Raw genomic sequence first — 15,209 nt, forward strand, 5'->3', positions numbered from 1 at the left:
TAATAGTCAAGCGCGAGGATTTGCATTGCCTGAAGGCGATATTGAAAAAGGGAAAGTGACCTATAAGAGATTGGCATGTATTGAATGTCATAGTATTCCAAATATTGAATGGAAGGGCGGAAAAGATAATCTAAAAATACCTCTTGGAGGCGAAGTAACTTCTCTAAAAACCTATGGAGATCTTGTCACATCAGTAATTAATCCTTCCCACAAAGTCGCGTCGTTCTACAATCAAAAAACCTCTACCGAGGGAGGCCTTTCAAATATGAAGAATTACAATGAAATTATGACTGTTCAGGAACTTATTGATCTTGTTACTTTTCTTCAATCAGAATACCAAGTAGTATCACCACCAACCCAGTATCCTTATTATTGAGTAGCCATATTCGAATACCTATTCTTTCAGATTATTGGTTAGCCAAAAAACATAACTAGCTTCATTATTAATGAAGTTGCTCCCAAACATCATATTTTCAAATATATGCCGATGGAATACAATCTAAAACGAAAGAACGGCTCCCAAAACCAACATCGTTTGGTTTCCTTTAAAACGAGAATCGCCACCAACAGTATCTATATCTTGACCTTCAAGTTTCTTCAAAATATTGGTAAGTCCATAAACATATTGGGCTTTCATCTTAAAATTTTTAATACCTAAAGATGCACCCAAAGCTCCGTTAAAATTAAATTGAGAAATATTTGTAATGTCTTGTGCCGATAAATTTGTGTAATTATTTATGTAATAGCCCTCCTGATTTTTATCCTTAAACTCTAGTCTACCGTTGTATTGTAGCATAGGTCCAAAATCAATAGTAAAATGATTCGGAATTACTTTTACATGTAACAACATAGCCACTTGAGCAGCAAACATTTTATATTCAACAAACGCCTCTTGAGTACTAACCAAATCTGGTCGTCCGGAAATTTCAATAGCATTCTCCGAGAGTTGCATACCAAAACTAACATTATACCAACGTAAAGGAATATCAACCGTAGCCATCAAACCTCCCATAAAACCATTAGATGATTTTGTGTTGAAATTATCGGTATCAATATCAAATTGTGTAATACCACCTATAATTCCTATACCATTACTAATTCTAAAATTTCCTTTTTGAGAAAAACTTTTTGTAACAAAACATAGCATTAAAGCTACTAATAAGAAAAGTCGGTTATATTTCATAAGTTCAGGTTACAAGCGGCCAAATATAGTATAATTTTTGTATCTTAATTTTTTAACCATTTTAATAAAAAACATTATGAATTTCGTTTTTATCCCCATTATTCTTATCGGATTATTTATTTTAATCTCGGCATTTTTTGTTGTTAAACAACAAACTGCAGCGATTATAGAACGCTTTGGTAAATTCCATAGTATTCGTCAATCGGGTTTACAGTTAAAAATTCCATTAGTAGATAGAATTTCTGGTAAATTAAGCCTTAAAATTCAACAGTTAGATGTTATTGTAGAAACCAAAACGAAAGATGACGTATTTGTACGTTTAAAAGTATCTGTTCAATATAAAGTGATTAGAAACAAGGTTGCAGATGCTTTTTATAAACTAGATTACCCGCATGATCAAATAACAAGTTATGTGTTTGATGTGGTGCGTGCAGAAGTACCAAAAATGATTTTAGATGACGTTTTCTTAAAAAAAGATGATATTGCTATAGCTGTAAAAACTGAATTAAATGATGCTATGCAAGATTATGGATATGACATTATAAAAACATTGGTAACTGATATTGATCCAGATGCACAAGTAAAAGAAGCGATGAACCGAATTAATGCAGCCGACAGAGAAAAAACAGCAGCACAATATGAAGGTGATGCCGCTCGTATTTTAATTGTTGAAAAGGCTAAAGCTGAAGCTGAAAGCAAACGTTTGCAAGGGCAAGGTATTGCAGACCAACGTCGTGAAATTGCTCGCGGTTTAGAGGAGTCTGTGGAAGTGCTTAATAAAGTTGGCATAAACTCTCAAGAAGCTTCTGCCTTAATTGTAGTAACACAGCATTATGACACATTACAATCAATTGGTCAACAAACGAATAGCAACTTAATCTTATTACCTAATTCACCACAAGCCGGAAGCACCATGTTAAATGATATGGTAGCTAGTTTTACAGCGAGTAATCAAATAGGGGAGGCCATGAAAAATTCTAAAAAGATAAAGGAATAGATTGTCTTAAAAACCATAAATAAAGCCTCAATATTAAACATCTTGAGGCTTTTGTATTTTAGAGATATAGTTTTAACTTAGGTTGTATACATATGAAAATTAATGAAAAATAAACAAGAGGCATTACTTTTTATTATCAAACGGGTAGCGCTCCTCCCATTTTCGCATTGGATTCATATACTTTACTATACCCTTTAAAACCGTATTCGCTATAAAGCTATTGGTATGATTTAAATATATAGACATGGCTTTTGGCTTTGCGCCTATTGAGCTCTTAATTTCCATGGCCGTTCTAGCATATACAATAGTTTTAAAGCCGTTTTCAATGCCAAAAGAAGCCATATTGAAAAGCATGTTCAAGTACATTTGATACTGATGCTGTAACTCTTTGTTATATCCTAAAAAATAAGTTTCTAAGGTTTTATCATTTAAAATTAGAGTATAAAAACCAACTAAATCTTCCTTTAAGAAGACACCTATAACTTTAAAATCATCTTTTAAGTGAACTTTTAATTGATAAAAATGCTGTTCTTGAAGTTTAAATGAATTTACTCTAGCGTTATCTGATACGGTTTCGTATAAACTAAATATAGCTTTAGAGTAGTCTTTTAAGTACTCAGTATCTAATTCCTTGTAACTAAGATTGGATGCTTTTTTTCTGGCTATTCTGTAACGTCGACGATACTTTTTATTGAATGCTGAAATATAATCTTCTGTTTTTTTCCAAGTTTCTGGAATAGTAAAAACCATGTTAGGCTGAACTTGAGCTTTATAGAGGTTATTTGCTTTAAAAAAAGATGTGTTTTCATGAATAATATCGTCTTCAAAATAATCCTTAAAAAGAATAATACGTACTTTCTTATTGAATTTTGTTCTAATTTCTAGTATTAAATCATCCAGTGCTTTTTCTAGTTGACTTAAATAATCATTTTGCGATATTTCTTTTTCATTATAATATATGCCATGCTGACCCGTATGCATTAAGTTTCCAACTACTAAGGCATTCCCTTTAACAATTTTAGAAACCAATTGTTTGGCAAACTGTTTTAATATGTTGCGGCTACTTTTTCTGAAGATATCATCTGCATACATTTGAACGCGCTGAACAATCGTAATCCCAACCAAGTTTTCGCCCTTAAAAATACCAATATAATATCCCGACATATTGGTTGGTAAAGAACTTTCAAGCCCTTTTAAAAAGCCTGTTCTTAAAAAGATATCGTGAGAGCACAGGGCGTTCCAACCCTTTGGAAGTTCGCTAACTTTTCTATAAATTTTATAATGTATCAATATAATACCGTTAGTGTTTTGAATTGACCGTTATCAAACGCCTTTTCTTCCTTTCTCCTTCAATATAAAAAGAAACCGTATCTAAGGCTATGCTTTATTTTTCTGTTTTGTATAAAGAAAAAATCATTCCCGAAAAGTCGGGACAGGCTATTTTCTTTAACATTAAATTCAAAACAGAAACGGTATAAAATGAAAAAAGACTGAAAATAAACATCCTCAGTCTTTAAGTATGTTAAAATTACACAAAAAGATTATTGCCATCCACAAACAATAGCACCCATAATACCTAAAGTTACAATCCAGTAACCTGCATTAATCATTATATATTTACCACTTTTGCGCTCAAATAAAGCATTTGTTCCAATAATTGGTAAAGCCACAAAAAATCCTGCTAATACACCATGAAGTGCGCCATGTTTATACGTTCTAAAAGCATCACCATAATCAGCCATAAATGCTGCATAAGAGGGTAAAGCAGCACTTGCATCTCCTCCAACCAAGCCCAAAACTCCTGTTTGATGAATACTCATCTGCATCATTGTCATTGCCAGAAAAAAAGCAAAAACAAAGGAAAGAATAAAGATTTTCACCATATTACCTGCTTTTAATTGCGCTTCTGTTAAGCCTGCAGCCTCCATCCAAGCATTTCCAAACACTTTCGGATTATACCATATAAAGCCTACAACTAATGCCGACACTGCCGCGACAAGAATTGCAGGGAAATTTAAAAAATCCATAATAATTTTAGTTTTAGTTAGTAACTAAATGTACAAAAAATAAATATTGCCTAAAAGTACTGCCGGACAAGGCTTGTACAACCTCAACCAAAACTTCCAGTAACAGAAGAAATAAATTTATCCCTTTTAAGAAATCGCCGCAGCTTCAGCCACAAGCAATACGTTTTTATCATCCAAAGCTTTAGCTATAAACTCAGTAATAGCGTCATTTTTTTCTAGACCATTCTTTAGTAATACGCCTAATGTAATCATGGTAATAATACGTGTTCCTGATTTTTTAACAGACGTATTAAACAGGGGTTCTACCTCATCATAACTCACCTTTTGTGCTAATTCTTGAATGTCAACTTTAGCATCAGCTTGTTTGTCTTCTGGCAATCTATCATACTTTTTACCGTAAGATTTTATTTGCTCAATGGCCGATCTGTTGTTTTGTTGTGGTTGTTTTTGTTGATTTTGATTCGTATTTTGTTTTGGCTTTACTTTAGCCCACGTATCCCGTAAACCAACTGTTTTATTGAATACTAAATGTTCTAAAGTTGAATCATCATCTACATTAAAGTACCCTAAACGTTGAAACTGAAATCTATCTCCAATTTTAGCGTCTTTTAAACTAGGCTCTACAAACGCTTCAATTGTTTTTAAAGAATTTGGGTTTATAAACTCCATAAAACTCTTGTCTTGATGACTATCAGGGGTTTCATCACTAAACAATCTATCATATTCTCTAACTTCAGCTTTTACAGCTTGCTCTATGGACACCCAATGTAAGGTTCCTTTTACTCTTCTAGAGGTGTCTTCAGAATAGGTACAATGAATTTCTTCTATGTTTCCATTAACGTCTTTTAAAACACTTTCAGCTTTAATAATGTAAGCGTTTTTTAATCGTACCTCGCCACCTAATTTCAATCTAAAAAACTTAGCACTCGCTTCTTCTTTAAAATCTTCTTTTTCAATATATAATTCACTTGAAAATGGCACCTTTCTATAGCCAGCACTTTCATCTTCTTGATTATTTTCAGCATCTAACCACTCCACTTTGTCTTCTGGATAATTAGTAATAACCAATTTAACAGGATCTAAAACAGCCATAACGCGCGGTGCTGTTTTGTTTAAATCTTCGCGAATGCAAAATTCTAAAAGTGATACGTCAATAATATTATCTCGCTTTGCAACACCAACAGTTTCAACAAACTTTCTAATAGAATTAGGTGTATAACCTCTTCGACGCAGACCAGAAATTGTAGGCATCCTAGGATCGTCCCAACCGTTAACAATACCATCTTCAACCAGTTTAAGCAACTTACGTTTACTCATAATGGTGTAACTTAAGTTTAAACGGGCAAATTCGCGTTGTTTTGGTCTTAACTTGCCAGCATCTACCACTTGGTCTAAAAACCAATCATAAAGCTCTCTATGTGGCTTAAATTCAAGAGAACACAAGGAATGTGATATTTGTTCTATATAATCACTCTCGCCATGCGTCCAATCGTACATGGGGTAAATACACCAATCATTAGCCGTTCTGTGATGATGCTTCTTTAAAACACGATACATAATAGGATCGCGCATCAACATATTAGTATGTTGCATATCTATTTTAGCACGCAAGATATGCTCGCCTCCATCAAACTCGCCAGCTTTCATGCATTCAAACAAATTTAAATTCTCTTCAATGCTTCTATTTCTATAAGGACCATCTACCCCAAATTGTGTTGGCGTTCCCTTTTGTTCGGCCATAGCTTCACTAGATTGCGAATCTACATAGGCTTTGCCCTCTTTTATTAAATAAACAGCCCAATCATAAAGTTGCTGAAAATAATCTGATGAAAACAGCTCTTTATCCCATGTATAACCTAACCAAGCAATATCCTCTTTTATAGCATCAACAAACTCTTGCTCTTCTTTAGCAGGATTGGTATCATCAAACCTAAGATTTACTGGGGCATTATAATATTCTCCTAAACCAAAACTAATGCCAATAGCCTTAGTATGTCCAATATGCAGGTATCCGTTTGGTTCTGGTGGAAAACGAAAACGTAAATTACCTTTAGGCATTCCGTTTGCTAAATCTTCTTCTATAATTTGTTCAATAAAATTAAGTGATTTTCTTTCTTCAGACATGGTTGCTGTTTATTTCAACTAAATAAGCGTCAAAATTACGGAAATTCAAGTTATTTTAGCTTAATAAGTTTAATAAGCGTAACAAATTTTAATTAATGATTACTTATAATTAAAACCTTTAATTAAATTCAATTTAAAATGAAAAACTCAAACTATCAATGTCCCAAATGTGGCGCTTTAGATTATGAAACTGGCGAAATAAGAGCTACTGGAGGCACATTATCTAAAATTTTTGATGTTCAAAATAAAAAATTTACGTCTGTAACTTGTTCCAATTGCACGTATACAGAATTTTACAAAACCAAAACCAGTGCATTAAGTAACATTTTTGATTTATTTACTAACTAATGGGAATTATAAAAGTTGAAAATATTCGCGTATTCGCGTATCATGGTTGTTTGAAAGAAGAAACAAAAATAGGGAGTGATTATCGTGTAGATTTAGAAGTTAAAGCAGATTTACAAACCTCTGCCGTTACCGATAAACTTGGTGATACTGTTGATTATGTATTTTTAAATAAAGTTATAAAAGAAGAAATGGAGATCGCATCTCATTTACTTGAAACAGTGGCAAAACGTATCTTAAACAGAATATTTAATGAAGACAAGCTCGTAAAAAAGGCGACCGTTTGGGTCAGTAAATTGAATCCGCCAATAGGGGGCGACGTTGAAAGAGTGACGATAAAAATGACTGATAAGCGAAAAAGTAATTTTTTGTAAGGAAAAGTCACTTTTTTGTTTAAATTTGCACAGATAATGATGGCGTCGTGGCCGAGTGGCTAGGCAGAGGTCTGCAAAACCTTCTACAACGGTTCGAATCCGTTCGACGCCTCAAAGAACCTTCAAGTAAAACTTGAAGGTTTTTTTATTGAAAATTTTTATGAAAAATTAATTAAAAAGCAGCAAAATCTTCTGGATTCTTTTGCTTTTCGAATCCGCGCCACACCACAATAAAGAAAGACCCTTATGATATCTTTTTTTAAAATACCTCTTCATAAAATGAATTAAATAGGAGCGAAGCACTATCTCCAAGTTTGTTTTTCGAATACACTTGACACACCAAAGAACCTCCAAGTTTACTTGATGGTTTTTTATTGTACGTTTTTATGGAAAATTAATTAAAGACAGTCAAAACCTTCTGGACACCTTTACTTTTCAAAACCTTTCGAAGGCTCAATAAAGACATCCCTTTAAGATCTCTTTTATTTAAGATACATCTTCATAATATAAATTAAATAGGAGCAAAGCCTAGTTTTTTAATTTTGTTACTAGAACCCGTGAGACACCTCAATAACGATAAACTAAAAAGGATTTCTATTATTCTGGAAGCTTTTCTTTTCTTGGGGTTATTTGTTCAAACTTCTCTTTAATAAGTTCTTTTTCTTTTGGAAAAAAACCTTGAACTAAAAGCAATACACCAAAGCCTAAAATTACTAAAGCAATTATTTTCTTTGTTTTAAAAATAAGCCGCGGTGTTAGTTTGTTTCTTAATTTTTTAGCAACCACTATTTTTACTAAATCGACTAAAAAATACACAATTAGAATAGTGCTTAAGAACACCACAACACCATTTTCTGTACTTGTTAATGAATTGGCCAAAACTATAAAAGCGACCCAACCCAATAGCACGCCTATATTAATAAAATTAAGTAAAAAACCTTTTAAGAAAAGTTTACCATACCCTTTTTTAATTTCAACTTTATGATATTCTCTAACAATTTCTCTAAACGACTTTGATGTTTTTGTAAATGAAATAATACCATAAGCCACTAATAAAACACCACCAAAAACTAAAAAATTAGGGTCGTCCTTAATTTTTTCAAGTAATTTATTGGTACTAAAAAACGCAACAAATATAAAAATGATATCGGCCAGCATAACGCCACTATCAAATATTAAAGCGCTTTTAAATCCCTTTGTGGCACTGGTTTCCAGTAGCACAAAAAACACAGGCCCTATAGTAAATGCTAAAATAATTCCGAAGGGAATAGCTGTTAAAATATCATCAAACATAGAAAGTTGAAGCTTTTACACAAAGTAAAGAAATATTTTAAAACTATTGGTTTGCAGTAGCCTTAGATTTAAAGTTATTAAACAAAAAAAGGAGTGGGGCATAACCCCACTCCTTTAAATAAACGTAAAAAACGTTATTTAGTTTTTAATCAATTTAATACTATTAATACCTGCTTCTGTTTTTACTTGTGCAAAATATAAACCTGATTTTAAAGTACTACCATCGACATTAACTTCGCTCGCATTAGGTGCTAATGATAATACATTTTTACCTAAAATATCAAACACGTTGATTGTTTTGATAACACTCTTAGCATTCTTTATAGTCCAACTACTTTGTGTTGGGTTAGGGTATGCTCTAAATTCTAAAGATTTAAAATCTTCAACATTTAAAACAGTAGCACCTAAAGTAAGGTTATCTATAATGTATGTGCCAGATAGACCAGGTGTACCTGATTCACCACCATTAGTATTAGCAGGGTCAATTAACGCTCCACCAGTAGCAGTTTGAGCTCCATGATTTTTTACATCTACAAAAATAACTAGTGATTCTCTTGATGTTAAACCTGCTGGGAAATTCAATTCTACATCTACAACATCTGTACCAGTTGATATAAAATTCGCTTCAAGAGCGCCGCCACCACCTTGGAAGCTTACTCCGTGCTGATGTATCTCTCCAGCTGCTGCTGTTGTTGATTGGAATGAAAATCTTAAAGTGTTATTGGCGTCATCACTTAAATCAATAGGTGTTGCAAATGTTAATTTAGCATTATCCCAATCACCAACCGCACCAACTATTTCTAACACATCATTTCCAGTACCGTTTGAAACAGCCGCACCATCACCTGCTGTCCAACCAGCAATAGATCCATTAAAATCCATAGGTAAAGTTTGTGAATACCCTAATGAAATAGTAAATAGAGCACACAGTAATAAAGTAATTTTTTTCATCATAATAAATTATTTAGGTTATTTAGTTAAAGGGAATGTCCATATAAAGCTAATGTTCAATTCCTATATTCGTAAAACTAAGGCTAAAATATTAAACAATGTTCAAAAAACACCGCTACAAAAATCATACAAAGCAGAAATACAAGGAAATTATTAGATACTTAACACTTTAACTGATTTATCTGTTTTTTAGCGTTTTTTGTCAGCCCCTAAATTGTCTTAAAAATCAGTAAAAAATGTTTTTGTATTGGTAATGTTGTGGTTAAATAAAGGATATCTAGAAAGATTTTTGATTTTAACTACCTCCTTATGTACTTAAAAATTAGCATTTTGAAAAATTAAATGATTTTAATATAAGTTATGTAGATATTATAAAACAGCAAAACGACCCTACAAATTAGTGAAGCGTTATTAAAAAAAGCAGCGTAAACTTTAAGGTTTAATTATTTAATAGTAGGTTTAAACTTGCACTATTATTTGTTATTACTATTACTTGTTCATTCTTTATCTTAATAGCTTGTATTGAACGACTATCTAGAGGTATATGCAAACCACTATTACCTGCCGGTAATGCCTTGAAGCTATTATTACCGTCACCTAGCAAAAGCATACCATATCCGGCATCGTAACGTATGGTTTCTACTTCTACACCGTAATGATTCCCTACCACCAGAATATCTTTAAATCCGTCTTCATTAAAATCGTCGATTAAAGATCCTTTTATTGGGCTCACTTGAGCTTGAGTCGGCAATGATTGCGGATTCAACATACCATCCTCATTTATTAAAATAATGCTTTCAAAATTATTTATTTCATAAACAACAGCACTATCTACTTTGTCTTCAGGAAGGATGTCTAGTAATTTGGAAGATGCGAAACTATGATAATCCTTAAATTTTTCAGCCACATAAGGCATTTGTTGACTGGTGCACTCACGCCCTCTCATAGGAACATAGTCATCTTTATAAAATTTTGCAAGTACCACATCATTAGTACCATTGTTATCAAAATCGTTCGCATATACTTTAAAAGGGTGGGACTTAGTGGCTTTAAACTTATTGTTATTCCCCAAGTTGCCTATGATATAGTCATCATCGCCATCGTTATCTAAATCACTGGCGGTAATAGACCACCACATACCCCTAGTATCATCCAGTCCAAGTTTTTCGGAGCTATTTTCAAACACTCCATTATTATTTGTAAGTACAGTAATTGTCATCCATTCCCCAACTATAATCATATCCTCATCGCCATCTTGATCTATATCTGTAAATACGGCGTCGGTAACCATACCCATATTTTTAAGATCTGGGGCCCTCGTATCATTGGCTTTTGTAAAAACACCATGGTTATTCAATAATAAATAACTACTGGCTGGAAACGGGTATTTCCCAGAAATTAATCTAACACCAACGAAAATATCCAAATCACCATCACCATCTACATCTGAAGTTATGGCACATTGTGAACTTTGAGCGATATTAGGCAATCCTTTTTTACTTTTCGTAAATGCCCCGACACCATCGTTTATATATAATCTATCAATTAATAATGGATTTCCTATTTTATACTCACTACCCCCACTTGTGACATATAAATCCTGATCACCATCTGCGTCTACATCGAAAAACAAGGCTCCTAAATCTTCTGACCCTTTGTCTTGAACCCATGGCTGTGCTCTATTTTCTATAAAATTGCCGTCCTGGTTCTGAATATAAAGTATGCCGCTCTGTCCCGCAGCGCCACCAATGAATAAGTCTTCTAAACCATCATTATTAACATCAGTAACGGCAGTGAATGGACCATTTTGAGATATATTATGAGGTAATAACACTTCATTTTCATATTCATTAAAGTCATTTTCTTCATGCCTAAATGATAAACCAATACCTGATGGGTCTAACTTTGTAAACAATATCTTATCGGTACTAGGAGTCTTTGTTATCTCATCAGCATTATTATATTTAGCGGTTATAGTAGTGTTTGCTGGAACATTTTTAAATAGATTTTTTTTGCCATCTGGCCATATAACTTCAACCTTGTTAACCTCAATATCTTTTCCTAAACCAAAAAATACTTTTGGTTCAACCGAGGATAAATAACCACGTGTTGGTGTGTTATCTGCTAGTTGCATTTTTCCATTATGATGTATTACAACCTTGGCACCGTATCCAAATTTATTTTTTTGAGGCCCATTAAAATTAATCATTATAAAATTCCCTGTTGCTTTATTTTTATAAACAAAAGCAGCAGCCTCCATATTGTTTATTACCAAATCCAGATCACCATCATTATCTAAATCGCCGTAAGCCATACCGCTTGAAAAGCTAGGGGTTTCTAGGCCCCATTCCTTGGTAGATTTTTCAAATTGTAAACCCCCCTTATTTCTATAAGCATAATTGGAAAGAGGCACTGACGGAGCCAGTTTGCTCATCCCATAAAAATCTTGGGAATCTGTTTCTAATTTTTTATTTAGTCCTGTTAGAAAATCATTATTTCGTACATCTTTTTTAACACCGTTAGATATGATAACGTCTTTCAAACCATCATTATCTAAATCAACTAATAAGCCTGACCAACTCCAATCTGTTTGAGCCATTCCAGTCATACTCGCTATATCTGAAAAACTACCCATTCCAGTATTAATTTGCAAAGTATTTGCCATAAATTGATAGTGCTTCCCATCAGCTACCATTTTATTGAACTTAGCAGTACTCATAGATCCCATATTGGTTTTTGATCTATAATGATCTGAAGATGCCATATCCAAGGTAATCAAATCCATAAAACCATCATTATTAATATCGCCCGTATCTGAGCCCATACTAAAATTTGACATATGTTTTAGCTTCTCATTAACCACGTTCTTAAAAGTACCGTCGCCATTATTGTAATATAGGTAGTCCGGTTGGTCATAATCATTTGATACATAAAGGTCTGTCCAGCCGTCATTGTTAAAGTCGCTTGCACTCACGCTTAAACCGTAGGTATAGTTGTTTATAAGACCAGCCTGCTTAGAGATGTCTCTATAGCGGCCACCGTCATTTATATACAATTTATCCATATAGAGTTTATAGCGTTCTTCGGGGATATTAATGTAGCGGCTAAACAATCTAGAATCTGGAAGTTGATTAACTTGGTACATATCTAGATCACCATCGTTATCCATATCAAAAAACACCGCTTGAGAAGAAAAACCAAGGTCTGCTAACCCATAGGCTATTGCCGATTCTGTGAACGTGAGGTCTTTATTATTAATATAGAGTTGATTTCTTCTATTTACAGGTTGCATAGACTCCCCATTTCTACATACATATATGTCTAAAAAGCCATCCGCATTAACATCTGCCATGGTTACGCCCCAAGACCACCCATCATTAATTGCAATTCCTGACTTTTTTGTAATATTTTCAAACGTAAAATCACCTTTATTTAAATATAGTCTGTCGCTCACCTGATTGCCGCAGAAGAAAATATCTGGCAATCCATCGTTATTAATATCTCCTATAGCAACACCAGCACCACTATATATCTGATTATAGTATAGATGATTTACTTTTTCGGATTCTTTAATACTATTATTAAAATCAATACCTGTTTGTTCTGCTGCTAATAATTCAAAACCTCCTGTTAACGTCCCTTCAGATAATGGGCGCTTAGAATCTTGACAAGAATTCATCAAGAAAAAAACAGAGACTAACAATCCTAAAGAAGAGAAATTTATATTCATAATTGCATAAAGTTATACGTTTTCAATATACTGAAAATATCTAAGCTAGTTTTATTGGTTCTTAAAAAATATTGAAGGCGAAGCGCTATTATTTGTAACCAATATTACGCTCTGGTTTTTCTGTTCAAAATGTTTAATATCTCGACTATCCAAAGGTACATGAAAGCCGCTTTTAGAAGGCGGCATGAAACTAAAATTGTTATTTCCATCACCAATAAGAACTGCGCCAAAACCAGCGTCGTATCTTGTAGTTTCAACCTCTACACCGTAATGATTGCCCACTAAAACTATATCATTATTACCATCTTGATTCACATCCATAACGATTGAGGATTTAATAGGAGCGACCTGTGCCTCTATAGGTAAAGTCTGTTTTATAAGTTTCCCGGATTCATTTATTAAAATTATACTTTCAAAATTACTGATTTCATAAATAACTGCATCTTTCACTTTATCATTTGGCAGAATATCTAATAACTTAGAAGAAGCAAAACTATTAAAATCTTTAAATTTATCGGCAACATAAGGCATTTGTTGGCTTGTGCATTCTCTGCCTCTTACCGGCACGTAATCGTCTTTATAGAATTTTGCTAAAACAATATCGTTAGTTCCATTATTGTCAAAATCATTAGCATAAACTTTAAAAGGGTGCTCCTTAGAAGCTTTAAATTTATTGTTAACACCTAGATTGCCAACTATGTAATCATCGTCACCATCATTATCCAAATCACTAGCTGTTATAGACCACCATAGACCTCTTGTGTTCTGAAGTTCATGTGTGTCTGAAGTATTACTAAAAGCTCCTTTATTGTTTTCCAAAACTAATATCTCCATCCATTCTCCAACCACTAATAAATCTTCATCACCATCCCCATCTATATCGCTAAAAACAGCGTCACTAACCATTCCTATATTTTCGAGATCAGGCGCCATAAGATTCGAGGCCTTTTTAAATTTTCCGTTAGTATTGATTAAGATATAACTACTCGCCGGGAACGGGTATTGTCCTGAAATTAATCGCGTACCTACAAATAAATCTAAATCCCCATCATTATCAACATCTGAGGCTTTAACACATTCTGTACTTTCGCTTATAGAAGGTATGGCATTAAAATCCATATCAAATTTACCTGCACCATTATTTACATACAGCCTGTCTTTAAGCAATGAGTTTCCGCTTTTAAATTCACTTCCTCCACTAGCTATGTATAAATCTAAATCATTATCACCATCAATATCTAAAAATAAAACCCCCAGATCTTCAGAGCTTTTCTCTGCCTCCCATGGCTGGGAACTACTAGGGATAAATTTGCCTTTGGTGTTTTGCAGGTAAAGCATTCCGCTTTGTCCAGCAGCACCTCCAATAAACATGTCTTCGAAACCATCTCCATTAACATCTCCAATAGCCGAAAAAGGTCCGTTTTCCGATAATTTATGAGGTAATAAAACCTCAACCTCAAAATCGTTAAACTCATTTTCTTTATGACTATAGGTAATACCACTATCTGAAGGATTTACTTGAGTGAATAGTGTTTCCTTTTCTTGTTCTTGATTAGGTACCACTCTTGCCTTTGCATATTTTACTGTTACGTTTGAATTAGCCTTTATATTTTCAAAAATATTTACTTTCCCATCTGGCCAAATAACCTCTACCTTATCTACTGCGGTGTCTTTTCCTAATCCAAAAAATAATCCTGATTCAACTGATGACAAATATCCTCTTGTTACAGAATTCTCTAGAACCTGCATTTTTCCGTTATGGTGTATTATCCCTTTAGCGCCATATCCGAAGGTGTTCTTCTCTGAACCTTCCAAATCTATCTTTAAGAAATTTCCTGTTGCGTTATTTTCATAAACAAATGCTAAATCGTCCATGTTATTTATTACTAAATCTAAATCGCCGTCGCCATCTAAATCACCATAAGCCATTCCGCTTGAAAAACTTGGTTTATCAAAACCCCATTGTTCTGTGACTTTTTCAAATTGTAATTTACCTTTGTTTTTATAAACATAATTAGATAGCGGCACTGAAGGTGTGTTTTTACTTATATTGAAAAATTCTTTTACAGAAATGTTCTCATCTAAGTTGTTTACAATTGATAAATAATCATTATTTCTAACATCTTTTTTAACGCCATTAGATATCACTATATCTTTTAACCCGTCATTATCTAGATCTACAAAT

12 protein-coding genes and 1 tRNA gene are annotated in these 15,209 nt (G+C 33.4%); 5 read left to right on the forward strand and 8 right to left on the reverse strand.

Annotated elements, in window-relative coordinates; all coding sequences use genetic code 11:
* A partial coding sequence (locus QZ260_RS02360) for a c-type cytochrome (RefSeq protein ID WP_295982309.1) occupies positions 1–376 on the forward strand: 376 nt, incomplete at its 5' end.
* Between the two features lie 123 nt (positions 377–499).
* Here QZ260_RS02360 and QZ260_RS02365 read toward each other — a convergent pair.
* Positions 500–1,183 (reverse strand): hypothetical protein, encoded by a 684-nt coding sequence (locus QZ260_RS02365; protein WP_295982310.1) that lies wholly within the window; start codon positions 1,181–1,183, stop codon positions 500–502.
* 76 nt (positions 1,184–1,259) lie between these two features.
* Between QZ260_RS02365 and QZ260_RS02370 the strand changes: the two genes are divergently transcribed.
* Positions 1,260–2,180, forward strand: coding sequence for an SPFH domain-containing protein (locus tag QZ260_RS02370; protein WP_295982314.1), 921 nt, complete (start codon positions 1,260–1,262; stop codon positions 2,178–2,180).
* A gap of 123 nt (positions 2,181–2,303) precedes the next feature.
* On the opposite strand, the gene QZ260_RS02375 is transcribed toward QZ260_RS02370, so the two are convergent.
* The 3 genes from QZ260_RS02375 to QZ260_RS02385 form a co-directional block, all read right to left on the reverse strand.
* Complete coding sequence (locus tag QZ260_RS02375; RefSeq protein ID WP_295982316.1) at positions 2,304–3,470, reverse strand: GNAT family N-acetyltransferase; 1,167 nt, start codon at positions 3,468–3,470, stop codon at positions 2,304–2,306.
* Positions 3,471–3,721: 251 nt separating this feature from the next.
* A complete protein-coding gene (locus tag QZ260_RS02380) occupies positions 3,722–4,207 on the reverse strand; it encodes a DUF1761 domain-containing protein (RefSeq protein ID WP_295982317.1) in 486 nt (161 codons plus the stop codon).
* Positions 4,208–4,333: 126 nt separating this feature from the next.
* Positions 4,334–6,331, reverse strand: coding sequence for a glutamine--tRNA ligase/YqeY domain fusion protein (locus QZ260_RS02385; protein WP_295982319.1), 1,998 nt, complete (start codon positions 6,329–6,331; stop codon positions 4,334–4,336).
* A gap of 138 nt (positions 6,332–6,469) precedes the next feature.
* On the opposite strand from QZ260_RS02385, the gene QZ260_RS02390 reads away from it, so the two are divergent.
* The 3 genes from QZ260_RS02390 (at position 6,470) to QZ260_RS02400 (ending at position 7,162) form a co-directional block, all read left to right on the forward strand.
* Complete coding sequence (locus tag QZ260_RS02390) at positions 6,470–6,679, forward strand: zinc ribbon domain-containing protein (protein WP_295982321.1); 210 nt, start codon at positions 6,470–6,472, stop codon at positions 6,677–6,679.
* On the forward strand, positions 6,679–7,050 hold the full coding sequence (gene folB / locus QZ260_RS02395) for a dihydroneopterin aldolase (protein ID WP_295982323.1): 372 nt from the start codon (positions 6,679–6,681) through the stop codon (positions 7,048–7,050). Before QZ260_RS02390 ends, folB begins: the two co-directional genes overlap by 1 nt.
* A 41-nt stretch (positions 7,051–7,091) precedes the next feature.
* Positions 7,092–7,162, forward strand: a tRNA-Cys gene (locus tag QZ260_RS02400).
* A 485-nt stretch (positions 7,163–7,647) separates the two neighbouring features.
* Here QZ260_RS02400 and QZ260_RS02405 read toward each other — a convergent pair.
* The 4 genes from QZ260_RS02405 to QZ260_RS02420 all read right to left on the reverse strand — a co-directional run.
* Positions 7,648–8,343, reverse strand: a complete 696-nt coding sequence (locus QZ260_RS02405) for a LysE family transporter (RefSeq protein WP_295982325.1) — start codon at positions 8,341–8,343, stop codon at positions 7,648–7,650.
* A gap of 138 nt (positions 8,344–8,481) precedes the next feature.
* Entirely contained in the window at positions 8,482–9,297 is an 816-nt protein-coding gene (locus QZ260_RS02410) for a T9SS type A sorting domain-containing protein (protein WP_295982326.1), read from the reverse strand.
* Between the two features lie 436 nt (positions 9,298–9,733).
* A complete protein-coding gene (locus tag QZ260_RS02415) occupies positions 9,734–13,024 on the reverse strand; it encodes a VCBS repeat-containing protein (protein WP_295982327.1) in 3,291 nt (1,096 codons plus the stop codon).
* A gap of 51 nt (positions 13,025–13,075) precedes the next feature.
* Positions 13,076–15,209 (reverse strand): FG-GAP-like repeat-containing protein (locus QZ260_RS02420; RefSeq protein WP_295982329.1); only part of this gene is annotated, 2,134 nt, incomplete at its 5' end.

Origin of the sequence: uncultured Algibacter sp. (assembly GCF_905480415.1) — a bacterium.
Classification (GTDB): Bacteria; Bacteroidota; Bacteroidia; order Flavobacteriales; family Flavobacteriaceae; genus Algibacter_B.

Excerpts from the sequence above, each read along its gene's own strand:
- QZ260_RS02365 (WP_295982310.1), bottom strand. The coding sequence starts at position 1,183 with ATGAAATATAACCGACTTTTCTTATTAGTAGCTTTAATGCTATGTTTT.
- QZ260_RS02370 (WP_295982314.1), top strand. The coding sequence starts at position 1,260 with ATGAATTTCGTTTTTATCCCCATTATTCTTATCGGATTATTTATTTTA.
- QZ260_RS02380 (WP_295982317.1), bottom strand. The coding sequence starts at position 4,207 with ATGGATTTTTTAAATTTCCCTGCAATTCTTGTCGCGGCAGTGTCGGCA.
- QZ260_RS02385 (WP_295982319.1), bottom strand. The coding sequence starts at position 6,331 with ATGTCTGAAGAAAGAAAATCACTTAATTTTATTGAACAAATTATAGAA.
- QZ260_RS02390 (WP_295982321.1), top strand. The coding sequence starts at position 6,470 with ATGAAAAACTCAAACTATCAATGTCCCAAATGTGGCGCTTTAGATTAT.
- folB (WP_295982323.1), top strand. The coding sequence starts at position 6,679 with ATGGGAATTATAAAAGTTGAAAATATTCGCGTATTCGCGTATCATGGT.
- QZ260_RS02405 (WP_295982325.1), bottom strand. The coding sequence starts at position 8,343 with ATGTTTGATGATATTTTAACAGCTATTCCCTTCGGAATTATTTTAGCA.
- QZ260_RS02410 (WP_295982326.1), bottom strand. The coding sequence starts at position 9,297 with ATGATGAAAAAAATTACTTTATTACTGTGTGCTCTATTTACTATTTCA.
- QZ260_RS02415 (WP_295982327.1), bottom strand. The coding sequence starts at position 13,024 with ATGAATATAAATTTCTCTTCTTTAGGATTGTTAGTCTCTGTTTTTTTC.